Source organism: Streptomyces sp. NPDC026673, assembly GCF_040638135.1.
Taxonomy (GTDB): Bacteria; Actinomycetota; Actinomycetes; order Streptomycetales; family Streptomycetaceae; genus Actinacidiphila.
In genome coordinates, this window is record NZ_JBEZXR010000019.1 from 51,605 (window position 1) to 67,641 (window position 16,037).

The 16,037-nt window shown below is 71.4% G+C and carries 14 protein-coding genes and 2 tRNA genes; 12 read left to right on the top strand and 4 right to left on the bottom strand.

The window, feature by feature from the left end; translation table 11 throughout:
- The first annotated feature begins 5 nt into the window (after nucleotides 1–5).
- Entirely contained in the window at nucleotides 6–689 is a 684-nt protein-coding gene (locus tag AB0F62_RS15945) for an AIM24 family protein (RefSeq protein WP_361798075.1), read from the top strand.
- Between the two features lie 14 nt (nucleotides 690–703).
- On the top strand, nucleotides 704–1,465 hold the full coding sequence (locus tag AB0F62_RS15950; RefSeq protein WP_361798078.1) for an AIM24 family protein: 762 nt from the start codon (nucleotides 704–706) through the stop codon (nucleotides 1,463–1,465).
- Between the two features lie 36 nt (nucleotides 1,466–1,501).
- Here AB0F62_RS15950 and AB0F62_RS15955 read toward each other — a convergent pair whose 3' ends face one another.
- Nucleotides 1,502–2,029: an NUDIX hydrolase gene (locus AB0F62_RS15955; protein WP_361798081.1), complete on the bottom strand. Its 528-nt coding sequence runs from the start codon at nucleotides 2,027–2,029 to the stop codon at nucleotides 1,502–1,504.
- Nucleotides 2,026–3,474: a zinc-dependent metalloprotease gene (locus AB0F62_RS15960; protein WP_361798084.1), complete on the bottom strand. Its 1,449-nt coding sequence runs from the start codon at nucleotides 3,472–3,474 to the stop codon at nucleotides 2,026–2,028. Before AB0F62_RS15960 ends, AB0F62_RS15955 begins: the two co-directional genes overlap by 4 nt.
- A 128-nt stretch (nucleotides 3,475–3,602) precedes the next feature.
- Here AB0F62_RS15960 and AB0F62_RS15965 point away from each other — a divergent pair, with 128 nt between their 5' ends.
- The 4 genes from AB0F62_RS15965 to AB0F62_RS15980 all read left to right on the top strand — a co-directional run bounded on the left by AB0F62_RS15965 (nucleotide 3,603) and on the right by AB0F62_RS15980 (nucleotide 6,633).
- Nucleotides 3,603–4,706: an SDR family oxidoreductase gene (locus AB0F62_RS15965; RefSeq protein ID WP_361798087.1), complete on the top strand. Its 1,104-nt coding sequence runs from the start codon at nucleotides 3,603–3,605 to the stop codon at nucleotides 4,704–4,706.
- A 59-nt stretch (nucleotides 4,707–4,765) separates the two neighbouring features.
- Nucleotides 4,766–5,224 carry a molybdenum cofactor biosynthesis protein MoaE gene (locus AB0F62_RS15970; RefSeq protein WP_361798089.1) on the top strand — a complete coding sequence of 153 codons (459 nt, stop codon included), beginning with the start codon at nucleotides 4,766–4,768 and terminating at the stop codon, nucleotides 5,222–5,224.
- Nucleotides 5,225–5,353: 129 nt separating this feature from the next.
- A complete protein-coding gene (locus AB0F62_RS15975) occupies nucleotides 5,354–5,521 on the top strand; it encodes a hypothetical protein (RefSeq protein WP_018561540.1) in 168 nt (55 codons plus the stop codon).
- A gap of 44 nt (nucleotides 5,522–5,565) precedes the next feature.
- Nucleotides 5,566–6,633: a PDZ domain-containing protein gene (locus tag AB0F62_RS15980; RefSeq protein ID WP_361798092.1), complete on the top strand. Its 1,068-nt coding sequence runs from the start codon at nucleotides 5,566–5,568 to the stop codon at nucleotides 6,631–6,633.
- Nucleotides 6,634–6,686: 53 nt separating this feature from the next.
- Here AB0F62_RS15980 and AB0F62_RS15985 read toward each other — a convergent pair whose 3' ends face one another.
- The gene (locus AB0F62_RS15985) at nucleotides 6,687–7,241 is read right to left on the bottom strand and encodes a PPA1309 family protein (protein WP_361798095.1); all 555 of its coding nucleotides are present in this window, start codon (nucleotides 7,239–7,241) and stop codon (nucleotides 6,687–6,689) included.
- 146 nt (nucleotides 7,242–7,387) lie between these two features.
- On the opposite strand from AB0F62_RS15985, the gene AB0F62_RS15990 reads away from it, so the two are divergent.
- The 5 genes from AB0F62_RS15990 to AB0F62_RS16010 all read left to right on the top strand — a co-directional run bounded on the left by AB0F62_RS15990 (nucleotide 7,388) and on the right by AB0F62_RS16010 (nucleotide 14,022).
- Nucleotides 7,388–10,252: a UPF0182 family protein gene (locus AB0F62_RS15990; protein ID WP_361798241.1), complete on the top strand. Its 2,865-nt coding sequence runs from the start codon at nucleotides 7,388–7,390 to the stop codon at nucleotides 10,250–10,252.
- A 41-nt stretch (nucleotides 10,253–10,293) separates the two neighbouring features.
- A tRNA-Met gene (locus AB0F62_RS15995) sits at nucleotides 10,294–10,367 on the top strand.
- Between the two features lie 395 nt (nucleotides 10,368–10,762).
- Nucleotides 10,763–12,430 carry a tetratricopeptide repeat protein gene (locus AB0F62_RS16000; RefSeq protein WP_361798244.1) on the top strand — a complete coding sequence of 556 codons (1,668 nt, stop codon included), beginning with the start codon at nucleotides 10,763–10,765 and terminating at the stop codon, nucleotides 12,428–12,430.
- A gap of 50 nt (nucleotides 12,431–12,480) precedes the next feature.
- Nucleotides 12,481–12,554, top strand: a tRNA-Met gene (locus AB0F62_RS16005).
- A 208-nt stretch (nucleotides 12,555–12,762) separates the two neighbouring features.
- On the top strand, nucleotides 12,763–14,022 hold the full coding sequence (locus AB0F62_RS16010) for a hypothetical protein (protein ID WP_361798098.1): 1,260 nt from the start codon (nucleotides 12,763–12,765) through the stop codon (nucleotides 14,020–14,022).
- Here the strand turns inward: AB0F62_RS16010 and AB0F62_RS16015 are convergent.
- Complete coding sequence (locus AB0F62_RS16015; RefSeq protein WP_361798101.1) at nucleotides 13,992–14,402, bottom strand: Fur family transcriptional regulator; 411 nt, start codon at nucleotides 14,400–14,402, stop codon at nucleotides 13,992–13,994. The two genes, AB0F62_RS16010 and AB0F62_RS16015, sit on opposite strands and share 31 nt — an antisense overlap.
- A gap of 156 nt (nucleotides 14,403–14,558) precedes the next feature.
- On the opposite strand from AB0F62_RS16015, the gene AB0F62_RS16020 reads away from it, so the two are divergent.
- On the top strand, nucleotides 14,559–16,019 hold the full coding sequence (locus tag AB0F62_RS16020; protein ID WP_361798104.1) for a catalase: 1,461 nt from the start codon (nucleotides 14,559–14,561) through the stop codon (nucleotides 16,017–16,019).
- Nucleotides 16,020–16,037: the final 18 nt, after the last annotated feature.

A 16,037-nucleotide genomic window follows, 5' to 3' on the forward strand; every position in this document is an offset into this window, starting at 1 on the left:
CCGTCATGGACCAGTCACTGATCTCCGGGTACGCCCCGGCACCGGTCACCGCCCGCATGGAGAACCACGGCAGCAGCATGCTGAAGGTCGCCATGCAGAGCGGCCAGGACCTCTTCGCGCGCACCGGCTCGATGGTCGCCTACGAGGGCTTCGTCCAGTACGAACCCAACCCGCCCGCCGTGCGCCAGATGGCCTCGCAGTGGCTCACCGGCGAGGGCGCTCCGATCATGAAGTGCTCCGGCGACGGACTGCTCTACCTCGCCGACTACGGCGCCGACGTGGTCTGCGTATACCTCAACAACGAGGCGTTGTCGGTCAACGGCAGCAATCTGCTCGCCTTCGACGCCCACCTCCAGTGGGGCGTCGAGCGGGTGAAGGGCCTGGCCAAGTTCGCCGGCCAGGGTCTGTTCAACGTCGGGATCTCGGGCACCGGATGGGTGGCCGTCACCTCGCGCGGTACCCCGGTCGTCGTCGACTGCGGCCGCGGCGAGGACGAGACCTATGTCGACCCGGACGCGCTGGTGGCCTGGTCGAGCGGGTTGAAGACGAAGGCGAAGCGCAGCTTCAAGGCCTCCGCGCTCATCGGGCGCGGCAGCGGCGAAGCGTTCCAGATCGGCTTCTCCGGCCAGGGCTTCGTCGTCGTACAGCCCAGTGAGGACAGCACCGACCGCCTCCGAGTCCGGGGCTGAGGGGGAGCGACACCATGCAGAGCCCGCTTTTCGGCTACACCGAGGTCCAGACCGAGGACCAGTACGCACTCCAGAACCCGTACCTGCTGCGGGTCAAGCTCGACGGCAGGACCGACTGCCTGGCCCGCAAGGGCGCCATGGTCGCCTACCAGGGCCTGATCGAGTTCGACGGGGAGTACCAGAGCCACGCCCAGCGCAACGCCCGTCACCGCACCGGTGAGGGCCTGGACCTCATGCGCTGTTCCGGACAGGGCACCGTCTACCTCGCCAACCTCGCCCAGCACATCCACGTCGTGGACGTGGACCAGGAGGGCCTGACCGTGGACGGCGCCTATGTGCTGGCGCTCGACTCGGGGCTGCACTGGGAGGTCATCTCCGTCGACAGCCAGTTCGGCATCTCCGGCAGCGGCGCCTACAACCTCAACATCTCGGGGCGCGGCAAGGTCGCGCTGATGACCTCGGGCAAGCCGCTGCTCATGCCGGTCACCCCGGACAAGTACGTCTCCGCCGACTCCGACGCAGTGGTCGCCTGGTCGTCCTCGCTCCGCGTGCAGATGCAGGCGCAGACCAGTTCCTCGGGTGTCTGGCGGCGGCGCGGAAACACCGGCGAGGGCTGGGAGCTCAACTTCCTCGGTCAGGGCTACGTCCTGGTCCAGCCCAGTGAGCTGATGCCGCCGCAGAACGCGCAACTGGGCGGGGGAGCCGCCGCCCAGTACGGCTTCGGCCAGCAGGGCGCGCACGGAATGAACCAGGGCAACATCTTCAGCAACCGCTGAGCACCGCCCGCCGCGGGTCCCGCCCCGCGCGCCGCCTCAGAGCAGCGCGCGGGTGCGGGCCAGCAGCGTCCGGACGGAACCGTCCGCGACGTCGGCGACCTCGTCGTACGAGAACCACTTCAGATCCAGCGACTCCTCGCTGATCTCCGCCACGGCACCCGGCGGCGCGATCGCCGCGTACTGCACATCGAGGTGCCAGGCGCACGGCGTCTGATGCCGGTCGAGGTTGACCGGCTCGGGGCGCAGCAGGGTGAGCCCGGCGATGCCCGACTCCTCGAGCCCCTCGCGCAGCGCGGCCCCGGCCAGCGAGGTGTCCTCCGGCTCGCAGTGACCGCCCATCTGCAGCCACATCCCGAGCTTCTTGTGCAGGGTCAGCAGGACCCGCCCGCGCTCCGGGTCCACCACCAGGGCGCTGCCGGTGATGTGGCCGTCGCCGCACGCCTTCCACATGCCGTCCGGGTGTGCCTCGAGGTGGGTGAGATAGGTCTCGCGGAGCCGCTCCTGCCCGGTGTCGGGCGCGGTCCACTCCTTCAGGACGCGCACGGCGTCGTCGTGCAGGGTCACTTCTCGTCGTCGCCCTTGTTCTCGTCGGTGCCGTCGCGCTTGTCCTCGTCCCGCCGGACGTCCTCCACATGGCCGCCCGCGGCCTCGCCGAGGATCTTCTCCAGTTCGGAGAAGTCCAGCTGCTCGCGGTGGACGAAGCCGTCGGGGTCGTCCAGGTCGGCTGCGGTCGGCAGCATGTCGGGGTGGGCCCACAGCCCGTCGCGCCCGTCGACGCCGCGCGCGTCCGTCAGCGAGGCCCACAGCCGGGAGGCGTCCCGCAGCCGGCGCGGTCGCAGCTCCAGCCCGATCAGCGTGGCGAAGGTCTGCTCCGCGGGGCCGCCGCTCGCGCGGCGCCGGCGCAGGGTCTCGCGCAGCGCGCCCGCGGACGGCAGGTGCGGGGCGGCGGCCGCGTGCACGACCGCGTCCACCCAGCCCTCGACGAGGGCCAGGGCCGTCTCCAGACGGGCGAGCGCCGCCTTCTGCGCCGGGGTGTCCTCCGGCTGGAACATGCCGTGCTGCAGCGCCTCCTGGAGCGCCTCGGGGTTCGACGGGTCGAGCTGGCCTACCGCGTCCTCCAGCTTCGAGGTGTCCACCTTGATCCCGCGGGCGTACCCCTCGACGGCGCCGAACAGGTGTGCCCGCAGCCACGGAACGTGCGCGAACAGCCGCTGGTGCGCCGCCTCGCGCAGCGCCAGGTAGAGGCGGACCTCGTCCTGGGGCACGCTCAGGCCCTTGCCGAAGATCTCCACGTTGGCCGGGAGCAGCGCGGCCTTGCCCGCCGGGCCGAGCGGCAGGCCGATGTCGGTCGAGCCCACGACCTCACCCGCCAGCGTGCCCAGCGCCTGCCCGATCTGCGTGCCGAACATGGCGCCGCCCATGGAGCGCATCATCCCGAGCAGCGGGCCCGCCATGGCCTGCATCTCCTCGGGCAGCACGTCGCCCATCGCCGTGCCGACGCGCTCGGCGACCGGGTCGACGAGCTCCTTCCACACCGGCAGGGTCGCCTCGACCCATTCGGCACGGCTCCACGCCACCGCCGAGCCGGCACCGGAGGGCATCGACGTCACCCCGTCGAGCCACAGGTCCGCGAGCCGCAGCGCCTCCTGGACCTTCGCCCGGTCGGCGGGGCCCACGCTGACGTCCTTCGAGCCCTCCGGGGTGCCCTGGGCCACCGTCTGCCGGGCGATGTCCTTGGCCATGTCCCAGTTAACGGGACCGCCCTCGTACGAGAGCATCTGGCCGAGCTGCTGGAAGGCCGCGCCCAGGTCGTTGGGGTTGAGCGAACCGAACATCGCGGCGAAGGGGTTGTCACCGCCCGCGCCGCCGCCGAAGGGGTTTGCGCCGCCGAAACCGAAGGGATTGGCCGGTCCCCGGGAGCCGCCGCCGGAACCGCCCGGCTTCTTGCTGTCGTCCCCTTCCTCGGGCTCCTCGGGAGGGACTCCGAATCCGAATGGGATGTCGCTCACGGTTTCCTCGGCTCTGTGTGTTGTGGGCTGTACCTCCAGCCTAGACACCCGTCAGGCAGGATGGCTGCGTACGGACCGTGGTTGCGGACCGCGCACCTGGTACCAGAGACAACCGTGGGAGACACCCGGTGAGTTCCCCAGAACCGACCGTTCGCCCAGAGCGGAGCGGCGGCAGGACCCCTGCCGGACCGGTGGTCGCCGTCACCGGCGCCGCCTCCGGTGTCGGCCTGCTGCTGGCCCTGCGGCTGGCCGAATCCGACCAGGTCAAGAAGGTCGTGGCGATCGACGAGCGCCGCGGTGACGTCCCCGGTGCCCAGTGGGCGGTGCTCGACGTACGGGACCCGGCGATCGCCGAGCGGCTGCGCGGCGTGGACGTCGTCGTCCACCTCGCGCTCGACCTCGACCTGGAGTCCGACCCCAAGGCGCGCAGCGCCTTCAATGTGCGCGGCACGCAGACGGTCCTCACCGCGGCGGCCGCCGCGGGGGTGCGGCGCGTGGTGCTGTGCACCTCCGCCATGGTCTACGGCGCCCATGTGGACAACGACGTCCCGCTCGCCGAGGACGCGCCGCTGCGCGCCACCGCGGAGGCGTCCTTCGTGGGCGACCTGCTGGAGATCGAGCGGCTCGGCAAGCGCGCCCCCCGCGCCCACCCGGGCCTCCATGTGACGGTCGTGCGCCCGGCGGTGCTGGTGGGGGGCACCGACACCGCGCTCACCCGCTACTTCGAGTCGCCGCGGCTGCTGGTCGTCGGCGGCAGCCGTCCCTGCTGGCAGTTCTGCCACGTCGAGGACCTGGTGACGGCGCTGGAGCACGCGGCGCTGGAGAAGGTCGACGGCGAGATGGCCGTGGGCTGTGACGGCTGGCTGGAGCAGGAGGAGGTCGAGGAGCTCTCGGGCATCCGCCGCATGGAACTGCCGCCGGCGGTGGCGCTCGGCGCGGCCTCCCGGCTGCACCGGCTGGGGCTCACGCCCTCCCCGGCGGGCGACCTGGCGTACACGATGCACCCGTGGGTGGTGAGCGGCAGCCGGCTGCACGAGTCGGGCTGGCGGCCGAAGTGGACCAACGAGGAGGTCCTGGCCGTGCTGCTGGAGGAGGTCTCCGGCCGCAACTCCGTCGTCGGGCGGCGTCTGGGCCGCAAGGACGCGGCCACGCTGGGCGCGGCGGGTGCGACCGTCGCCCTGGTCGGCACGGCGGCGATGGTGCGGCGGGCGCGCAAGCGCCGCGGTGTCTGAGCGTCGCCGGGCGAACTCGCTCCGGAAGGGGCTTTCCGCATGGCGGGCGATGGGGCAGCATGAGCGGCATGGCACAGACGCACGAGGAACCCGTCCGGCTCATCGCGATCCGTGACACGGAACTGTCCGTGGACGAGGTCTACCGCGCCGTGGGGCACGACTCGGCCGGGGGCACCGCGCTGTTCGTCGGCTCGGTCCGCGACCACGACGGCCCCTCGGGCGCCGAGGTGACCGGGCTCGGCTACTCGGCCCACCCGGGCGCGGAGGCGGAGCTGCGCCGGGTCGCGGAGAAGATCGTCGCCGATTTCCCCGTCAAGGCGCTGGCCGCCGTCCACCGGGTGGGTGAACTCAGGGTCGGCGATCTCGCCGTCGTCGTCGCCGTCTCCTGCCCGCATCGCGCGGAGGCGTTCGCCGCCTGCCGGCGTCTCATCGACGACCTCAAGCGCGAGGTCCCCATCTGGAAGCACCAGGCTTTCGCCGACGGCACCGAGGAGTGGGTCGGCGCCTGCGAGCACTGATCGGCGCGGAAGTCCCCACTGGGTGGCCCACCTGCGGTTGCGTAACCTATGACCCGCTCGGAACGTTGTAGCAGCAGAAGATTAGTCTGCTCATAGTTCTTGATCGGCATGCGCGTCCAGGAGGCCGAAGTGGCAGCGCTCGCATGGTTGCTCATCCCGCTGGTCGCCGCGGTCGCCGCGGCCGTCTGGGGAAGCTGGGCGGCGCGTACGCGCTCCACCGGGGACGGCGCGTCGCTCGCCGATTACGAGCGTTTCCGCGAGGCGATGCAGCGCACCGGATCGGGCGGCCCGGCCTGAGGACCCACGGGGCGGCTGCCGGTTCCGTACCGTACTGTCGTTCCATGCCACGCCGCACCGCGACGCTGCTCGCATCGACCCTGACCCTGATAGCGCTGCTGTGCGCGGCGCTCCTGTGGCGTGTGCCGTACGCGGAGATGTCGCCGGGCCCCACGGTGAACACCCTCGGGTCGCACGACGGTGCGCCGGTGCTGCAGATCTCCGGACGCAAGACCTATCCGACCAGCGGTCATCTGAACATGACCACGGTGCGGGTGACGAGCGCGGACTACTCGATGAACCTGGTCGAGGCGGTCACCGGGTGGCTGGCGCACGACCAGAAGGTCGTCGAGCACGACACGCTCTACCCCAAGGGGCAGACGGCCGAGCAGGCCGACCAGGAGAACGCCGAGGAGTTCACGCAGTCCCAGGACAGCGCGAAGGTGGCGGCGCTCAAGGAACTGGGCATACCCGTCGGCTCCAGGGTGATCGTCTCCGCGGTCGTCAAGGACGCGCCCGCCCAGGGCAAGCTGCACGCCGGCGACGTGATCAAGGCCGTGGACGGCAAGTCGGTCGAGGCGGCGGGCGACGTCGCCGAGCTGGTCACCAAGCACCAGCCGGGGGAGAAGGTGGCCTTCACCGTCGTGCCCAAGGGGATCAAGGGTGACGTCACCCAGGATGTGACCGTCACCACCAGGAAGTCCGACGACGACGGCGAGGCCAGGGCGGTCGTGGGCATCCAGGCCGGAGTCGAGCACACCTTCCCGTTCAAGATCGACATCAAGCTGGCGGACGTCGGCGGCCCGAGCGCCGGTCTGATGTTCGCGCTGGGCATCGTCGACAAGCTCACCCCGGAGGACCTCACGGGCGGCAAGTTCGTCGCGGGCACCGGAACGATCGACGACGAGGGCAAGGTCGGGCCCATCGGCGGCATAGACATGAAGACCATCGGTGCGCGGCAGAAGGGCGCCGAGTACTTCCTGACCCCCGCGGACAACTGCGCGGAGGCCGCGGCGGACACCCCGAGCGGCCTCACCCTGGTCAAGGTGAAGACCATCGACGACGCCATGGACGCGCTCAAGGACATCCGCGAGGGCAAGACCTCGGCCCTGCCCCGCTGCACGACGGGCTGAGCCCGAACGCGCCCGGCCCTGCGGCCCCCGGGGCACCCCGGGGGCCGCGGGCGTCAGTCCTCGAAGGTCGCCGCCAGGGCCTCGGCGAGCCCCGGCACCAGCCCGGAGCCGGTCAGCACCTCGGTCGGCGAGTCCTTCTCGCGCAGCCGCACCGCCGACTCCCGGGACCCGTCCCGCAGCACGCCCACGGTCATGCGGACCTCTTGGCGCTCGGGGTGGCCGGCGACCCAGCGGGCCAGCGCAGCGTCGTCCAGCCCCTCCGGGATGGACTCCTCTGCGGACGGCGGCAGCATCAGCCGCTCCACGGTGAGCGCGCAGCCGCTGACGACGTCGGGCCAGGCGATGGTCGCCAGCAACTCGTCCAGGGCGGTGCCCGCCGGCAGCTCGTCCTGTTCGATCGGGGTCAGGCCGCCGGTGGCCTCCTCGCCGAGGCCCAGCTCGTCGGCGAGCCGGGGCTCCTGGGAGCGCAGTGCCGCCGTGTCGACCAGGGCGAACAGCCGGGCGGGCTGGTCCCAGCCCAGGCCGGACGCGTAGTCGTCGATCTCCAGAACGGCACGGGTGAGCGGGGTCGCGGCGAGCGGCGCACCCTCGGACGTGATGTTGGACATGCTCAATATCCTGCCTGTTCTGTGACCCGCATCCCCAATCGGGAACCTTGGGGAACTGACAAAACCGTGAGTAAGTTGCATCAGTGGGCGTCGGTGGGGCGTCCGACGGAGACCGACACTTCGAGGTGCGCACCTTGGTATTCCAGATGCCGGACCGCGGCGGGGGTCCGCACGGGCCGCGGATCAGAGTAGGCCGCCCGTCGCGGCGAGCCCGGACACTGCTCATGACCCTGGGCGCACTGGCCGTGCTGGCCATGGCCTTCGTCATGTTCTCAGGTTTCTGGACCGACTGGCTCTGGTATCGCTCCGTCGACTACTCCTCGGTCTTCACCACCACCCTGTGGACCAAGATCGGCCTGTTCCTCGTCTTCGGCCTGTTGATGGCCGCGGCCGTCGGCGTCAACATCTACCTCGCGCACCGGCTCCGGCCGCCGCTGAGCGCGATGTCGATGGAGCAGCAGAGCCTCGACCGGTACCGGATGGGCATCGCCCCCTACAAGAAGTGGGTGCTGCTCACCGTCTGCGCGCTCGTGGGGCTGATCGCCGGTGCCTCCGCCTCCAGCCAGTGGCGCACATGGCTGCTGTGGACGAACTCCACGCCGTTCGGCACCAAGGACGCGCAGTTCCACGTCGACATCTCCTTCTACGCCTTCGACCTGCCCTGGTACCGCTTCCTGCTGAGCTTCGGGTTCGCCGCGGTGGTGCTGTCGCTGCTGGCGGCGGCGCTGGTGCACTACCTGTACGGCGGCCTGCGGCTGACCTCGCCGGGCGGCCGGGCCACGGCGGCGGCCACCGGGCACCTGTCGGTGCTGCTCGGCCTGTTCGTCACCCTGAAGGCGGTCGCGTACTGGCTCGACCGCTACTCGCTGGCGGTGAAGTCCGGCAACCTGCGCTCCGGCGACTGGACGGGCCTGCGCTATGTCGACGCCAACGCCTATCTGCCGGCCAAGACGATCCTGTTCGCCATCGCCATCATCTGCGCGCTGCTGTTCTTCGCCACCCTGTGGCGGCGCACCTGGTCGCTGCCGCTGATCGGCTTCGGCCTGATGGTGCTGTCGGCGATCCTGATCGGCGGCCTGTACCCGGCGATCGTCCAGAAGTTCCAGGTGCAGCCGAACGAGGCCGCCAAGGAGCAGCCGTACATCCAGAAGAACATCGACGCCACACGCGAGGCGTACGGCATCGACCACACCGACGTGGCCGACTACTCGGGCACGAGCAGCGACTCCAAGGAGAAGCTGCGCACGGACGCCGACACGGCCGCGTCGATCCGCCTGCTCGACCCGAACGTGGTCTCGCCGACCTACCAGCAGCTGCAGAAGGTGCGCGGCTACTACGCCTTCCCGTCCACGCTCGACGTCGACCGCTACACGATCGACGGCAAGGAGCAGGACACGGTGGTGGGCCTGCGGGAGCTGAACCTGGAGGGCATCCCGCAGCACAGCTGGATCAACGACCACTTCAAGTACACGCACGGCTACGGCATGGTGGCGGCCAAGGGCACCACCACGACCACCAGCGGTGAGCCGGCCTTCACCGAGTACGACCTGCCGACCACCGGCGACCTGGGGACGTACCAGCAGCGGATCTACTACGGCGAGCAAACCAAGCAGTGGTCGATCGTCGGGGACAAGACCACGCCGGAGATCGACTACACCGACGACGACGGTGAGAAGTCCTACACCTACACCGCCAAGAGCGGCGTCGCCCTGAAGAACCCGGTGACCCGGCTCGCGTACGCGGTGTCCTTCGGCGAGCCGCAGATCTTCTACTCCGGCGCCGTCGGCGACGACTCGCAGATCCTGTACAACCGCACGCCCAAGGAGCGGGTCGAGGCCATCGCGCCCTGGCTGACGATCGACGGCGACTCGTACCCGGCGGTCGTCGACGGCCGGATCGTGTGGATCGTCGACGCCTATACGACGAGCAACGGCTACCCGTACTCGTCGCGCACCACGCTCGGCGACACCACCGCGGACTCGCTGACCGACGGGCAGCGCGCGGTGCTGGCCCAGCAGAACCAGGTCAACTACATCCGCAACTCGGTGAAGGCGACCGTCGACGCGTACAGCGGCAAGGTCACGCTCTACCAGTGGGACACCAAGGACCCGGTTCTGAAGACCTGGATGAAGGCCTTCCCGAACACGGTCCAGCCGAAGTCGGCCATCAACGACGTGCTGATGGCGCACCTGCGGTACCCGCAGGACCTCTTCAAGGTGCAGCGTGAGCTGCTCACGCGCTACCACGTCACCAAGGCGTCGACGTTCTACAGCGGCAGCGAGGTGTGGGAGGTGCCCAACGACCCGGCCGCCAAGACCGGGAAGTCGGTGCCGCCGTACTACCTGAGCCTGAAGATGCCCGGTCAGAACGACCAGGCGTTCTCGCTCACCACGACCTTCACGCCGAACAAGCGCGAGAACCTCAGCGCCTTCATGGCGGTCGACGCCGACGCGAAGAGTCCGGAGTACGGCTCGATCAGGGTGCTGAAACTGCCGTCGAACACCACGGTGTCCGGCCCGCAGCAGGTGCAGAGCAAGTTCAACTCCGAACCGGACGTGGCGGAGAAGATCAAGCTGCTCAGTGGTGGCGGCGGCTCGACCGTCGAGTACGGCAACCTGCTGACCATCCCGCTCGACGGCGGTCTGCTCTACGTGGAGCCGGTCTACCTCCGGGGCGCCGACACGAACTACCCGCTGCTGAAGAAGGTCCTGGTGAGCTACGGCGGCCAGACCGAGTTCGAGGACACGCTCGGCGAGGCCCTCGACGCGGTCTTCGGGACCGACGGCGGCAAACCGGAGACGCCACCGCAGACGGGCGGCGGCACCGAACCGCCGGCCGCCGGCAATCCGACGGTCGCCCAGGCCCTGGAGGACGCCCAGAAGGCGTACGACGCGGGTCAGAAGGCGCTCAAGGACGGCGACTGGGGTGCGTACGGCCAGGCGCAGAAGGATCTCTCCGACGCGCTCAGGCGGGCCCAGGAGGCCGAGAAGCAGGCGGAGCAAAAGGGCTGACCAGGCCCACCCCGCGTCGTGATACGGTTGGTCCACAACGACGCGGGGTGGAGCAGCTCGGTAGCTCGCTGGGCTCATAACCCAGAGGTCGCAGGTTCAAATCCTGTCCCCGCTACTGTTCGAGAGGGCTCGGAGTCAATAGACTCCGGGCCCTTTCACTTGTAGGGGGGAATCGGTCCGGCTGAGGTTTCGCGTGGCATCCTGTCGGGAAGTCGACAAAACGCTGTAGTGACCTAAGAAGTGACCAACTGGGATCGGCTGAGCTCTGCAGGAATGCCGCATACCAGGTGTACTGCGGGTACAGGTGATGCGACGATGGACCTCATGGGGGATGGTGCAAGGCTGCTGAACGCTCGTCAGATCCGGGATACCGGGTCCGCGGGGCGGACGACCGTGCCCGCGGCCCGAACCCCACTCGTACCGGCCGTCTCCGACCTGCTGCCCGGTCCGCGGGTGGGCGGTCTCGACGAGGAGCGTCTCATCGAGTCCGAACTCCCGGACGAGGAGACCCTGGAGGCCCGCGAGGAGGCCGAACTCGAGGCGCGCCACCGGCGGGCCGCCGAGCACGGCGACATCGCCGCCATGAGCGTCCTGGGCACCATGCTGCTGCGCCGCGGCGACCTCGAGGGCGCCGAGCCCCATCTGCGCGGCGCCGCCGCCGGAGGGGACCGCCCCGCGGCCAACAACCTGGGCCTGCTGCTGCACCAGCGCGGCTACGCCGACGAGGCCGCCGGATGGTGGCGGATCGCCGCGGTCGCCGGTTCCGCCGCGGCCGCGCACGCGCTCGGCCGGCACTTCCGCGAGCGCGGCGACGAGCCCGGCGCCGAGTACTGGCTGCGCCAGGCCGCCGAATCCGGGCACACCCTGGGCGCCTACGCGCTGGCCGACCTCCTCGACCACCGCCGCGACGTCGGCGCCGAGCGCTGGTTCCACGCCGCGGCCGAGCACGGCCACCGCGAGGCGGCCTACCGGCTCGCGGGCATCTGCGCCGAGCGCGGCGAGGAGCGCGAGGCGGAGCAGTGGTACCGGCAGGCCGCCGCCCGCCGGCACCGTCGTGCCGCCCTGCGCCTCGGCACGCTCCTGGAGGAGCGCGGCGAGAACGAGGAGGCCAAGCGCTGGTACCTCACCGCCGCCCGCGACGGGGAGCCGCGCGCCGCCTGCGCGCTGGGCTTCCTGCTGCGCGACGCCGGTGACGTCGACGGAGCGGCCACCTGGTGGCGCCGCGCCGCCAACGCCGGAGACGGCAACGCCGCCAACGCGCTCGGCGCCCTGCACGCCCAGGAGGGCGAGAGCCAGACCGCCGAGCGGTGGTACCGGGCCGCGCTCGAGGCGGGGGACGTCAACGGCGCCTTCAACCTCGGGCTGCTCTGCGCCGGCCAGGGCCGCACGGCCCAGGCCGAGCAGTGGTATCGCAAGGCCGCCTACACCGGGCACCGCGAGGCGGCCAACGCCCTGGCCGTGCTGCTGCTGCAGCGCGGCGACGCGGCGGGCGCCGAGCCGTGGTTCTCCAAGGCCGCCGAGGCGGGCAGCGTGGACGCCGCCTTCAACCTCGGCATCCTGTACGCCGGCCGCGGCGACGACGCCACCGCGCGGCGCTGGTACGGCCGCGCCGCGTCGAGCGGGCACGGCGAGGCCGCGCTCCAGGTCGCGATCGCCCTGCAGAAGGAGGGCGACACGCACGGCGCGGAACGCCATCTGCGCTGCGCCGCGGGCGGGGGCAGCCCCGAGGGCGCCTTCCGGCTCGGCGCGCTGCTGGACGGCCAGGGCACGCAGGAGGCCGCCGCCGAGGCGGAGGAGTGGTACGCCCGCGCCGCCGGCCAGGGGCACCGCCGCGCCCAGGTGAGGCTCGGCATGTGTGCCGCCAAGCGCGGGGACGTCGTCGACGCCGCCCACTGGTACCGGGAGGCCGCCGAGGGCGGCAGCCGCAACGGCGCCTTCAACCTCGGGCTGCTGCTCGCCCGGGAGGGTGCGGAGCCGGAGGCGGCCCTGTGGTGGACCCGCGCCGCCGATGCCGGGCACGGCCGCGCCGCGCTGCGGCTGGCGCTGCTCGCCGCGCGGCACGGGCAGCTCGCGGACGCCAAGGCGTGGTGCTCCCGCGCGGTGGAGTGCGGCCCCGCGGAGGTGGCCGAGCGGGCCGCCCGGCTCACCGACGCCCTGGAGCACGAGCTCTCCGCGTGAAAGCGATTTGCGCTGCTCAGGGCCGGGAGGTTAATCTAGGGACACAACGACGCGGGGTGGAGCAGCTCGGTAGCTCGCTGGGCTCATAACCCAGAGGTCGCAGGTTCAAATCCTGTCCCCGCTACTGAAACGAGAAGGGCCCGGAAGCCAAGGCTTCCGGGCCCTTCTCGTATGCGTTGGGTACAGCCCTGGCATGGTTCGGGCAAAAGGGCGCCGGGGAACCTGGGCCGACCGCCGCCGCCGCGCGATCCTGAAGGCAGGTCCTCAGGCGGCGCGAGGAGGCGGTGTTGCTGCGCAGGCGGCGTAAGCGGCGGCCGACGGAACTCAGGGATGTGACCCGGTGGGGTCGGCTGTGCACGGCCGCCGCCGTGGAGGAGCTGCTCGCCGAGCTGTGGAGCGCCACGGAGGACGAGGACGCCGCCTATGACCGCGCGGCCGCGCTGAGGGCGCTGGCCGCGGCGCCGCCCCGGCTGTGGCTGCTGCTGGACCGCGCCGCCCGCGTACGGGAGGGCGCGCCCCCGGCACCCGGGGAGAGCGAGCCGCTGCGCCTGCTGCTGGCCGCGATGGACCGGGACGGCCGGACGCGTCAGGCCGCCGTGGAAGGGCTGGCCGTGCACGGCGGTCCTCTGGTGGCCTCCGCCCTGGCCCTGCGGACCGCGGACTGGGTGGAACAGGTCCGTGACCGTGCCGTGGCGGCCCTGCTGCGCCGTACCGCCCCGGACGAGGCCGCGGCGGCCGTACGGCTGCTGCTGAGGCTGCGCGGGCGGAGCAGGGCGGCGGAGACCCCGGAGGCGTACCGCGGGGTCCTGGCGGCCCCCGAGGCCCGCCGGGCGGTGCGCGCGCTGGCGGCCGACGTGGACCCGCTGACGCGGCGGTTCGGAGTGGAGCTGGCCCTGGAGCTCGGCGAGTTCGTACGCGGGGACCTGGTGCGGACGGCGCTGCGCGACCCGGACCAGGTGTGCCGCAGGCTGTGCGCCGAGCGGCTGCTGGAGATGGACCCGGACCAGGCGGGCAGGCTGCTGTGGGCCCGCTCCGCGGCCGTGCGGGAGCTGGCGGTCGCGGCGCTGCCCGACGACGTGCCGGCGGCGCGGCTGACCGCCCCGCTGGCCGACCCGGCGCGGATCGTCCGGGCACAGGCCCGCTGGCGGCTGTACAGCAGAGGGGAGCCCCCGGCGCTGGCCTACCGCAGGCAGCTGCTGCGCTGCGGCCCGCAGAGCCCGCCGCGGCTGGTCGCCGGACTGGCGACGGGGCTGGGGGAGTGCGGGGACGCCTCCGACGTGCCGCTGCTGCTGAGGCTGGCACGCGAGGCACGGGCCCCGTGGCCGCCGGCCGTGCGCCGCGCCGCGGTGCGGGCGGCGGGCCGGCTCGTCCAGCAGGAGGGGCTGGTACGGCAGTTGGGGCCGCTGGCCATGGACGCGGATCCCGGGGTGGCCCGGGAGGCCTTCGAGGCGCTCGCCAAGGTCGCGGGGCAGGTGCCCGCGGAGACGGTCTGGGTGGGCCGCACCCGGCCGGAGCCGGGGGTGCGGAAGGCCGCGGAACGCGTGCGGCGGACGGCGCAGCGTCAGGCGCAGGCGGGGCACAGGCCCCGGTAGGTCACCTCGACGTTGGAGACGGCGAAGCCGAAGCGCTCGGCGTCCGGCAGGTCCGCCAGCGGATCGCCGTGCGGGTGGACGTCCCTGATGGTGCCGCAGCCGGAGCACACCAGGTGCTGGTGCGGGCGGTGGGCGTTGGGGTCGTACCGCTTGGCGCGGCCGTCGGTGGCGACCTCTATCACCTCGCCGAGCGAGACCAGCTCGCCCAGGGTGTTGTAGACGGTCGCCCGGGAGATCTCGGGCAGCCGTGCCGCCGCCCGGGCGTGCACCTCGTCGGCGGTCAGGTGGACGTGGTCGCCGTCGAGGACCTCGGCCACGACGCGCCGCTGCGCGGTCATACGCCAGCCGCGTCCGCGCAGTCGCTCCAGCAGGTCACTCATGCCATTTCACCTATCAGTGGGATGAGAACAGCTTAACAGTGACAGTCCGTGTTCCGACCTGGTACGAGTTTGATCCCCTTCTTGACTTGGACTCTGTCTATCGTAGGATCGCTTCCGGCGAGAGCCAAGGCACAGCACCAACCCAGGGAGAGGCACGTGACGGTTCAGGAGACCGGCCCGCTGACGACGGAGGCGGGCGCCCCGGTCGCGGACAACCAGAACAGCGAGACCGCGGGCCTCGGAGGGCCGGTCCTGCTCCAGGACCAGCTGCTGCTGGAGAAGCTCGCCCGCTTCAACCGCGAGCGCGTTCCGGAGCGCGTGGTGCACGCCCGCGGCGCCGGCGCCTACGGCACGTTCACGGTGACCGCGGACGTGACGAAGTACACCCGGGCGAAGTTCCTGTCCGAGGTCGGCAAGCAGACCGAGACGTTCCTGCGGTTCTCCACGGTGGCCGGCAACCTGGGTGCGGCGGACGCGGTGCGCGACCCCCGGGGCTTCGCGCTGAAGTTCTACACCGAGGAGGGCAATTACGACCTCGTCGGCAACAACACCCCGGTGTTCTTCATCAAGGACGCCATCAAGTTCCCCGACTTCATCCACACCCAGAAGCGCGACCCGTACACCGGATCCCAGGAGGCGGACAACGTCTGGGACTTCTGGGGCCTGTCGCCGGAGTCGACGCATCAGGTCACCTGGCTGTTCGGCGACCGCGGCATCCCCGCGAGCTACCGTCACATGAACGGCTACGGCTCGCACACCTACCAGTGGACCAACGAGGCGGGCGAGGTCTTCTGGGTCAAGTACCACTTCAAGACCGACCAGGGCATCAGGAACCTCACCCAGGACGAGGCCAACAGGATCGCCGGCGAGGACCCCGACTCCCACCAGCGCGACCTGCGCGAGGCCATCGAGCGCGGCGAGTTCCCCAGCTGGACCGTGCAGGTGCAGATCATGCCGGCGCAGGACGCCGCGTCCTACCGCTTCAACCCGTTCGACCTCACCAAGGTGTGGCCGCACGAGGACTACCCGCCGATCGAGATCGGCAGGCTGGAGCTCAACCGCAACCCGCGGAACATCTTCGCCGAGGTCGAGCAGTCGATCTTCTCCCCGGCGCACTTCGTTCCCGGCATCGGCCCCTCCCCGGACAAGATGCTGCAGGGCCGTCTGTTCGCCTACGGCGACGCCCACCGCTACCGCGTCGGCATCAACGCCGACCACCTGCCGGTGAACCGCCCGCACGCCACCGAGGCGCGCACCCACGGCCGCGACGGCCACCTCTACGACGGCCGCCACGGCGGCGCGAAGAACTACGAGCCGAACAGCTTCGGCGGCCCCGACCAGACCGGCCGCCCGCTGTGGTCGGCCACCGCGGTCACCGGGTACACCGGCAACCACGAGGCGCCCTCGCACGCCGAGGACGACGACTTCGTCCAGGCCGGCAACCTCTACCGGCTGATGTCGGACGAGGAGAAGGAGCGTCTGGTCGCCAACCTCTCCGGCTTCATCGCCAAGGTGTCGCGCGACGACATCGCCGAGCGGGCGATCGGCAACTTCCGCCGGGCCGACGAGGACTTCGGCAAGCGACTGGAGGCCGCCGTCCGCGCGCTGCGCGGCTGACCGGCCCTCATGGCGGCG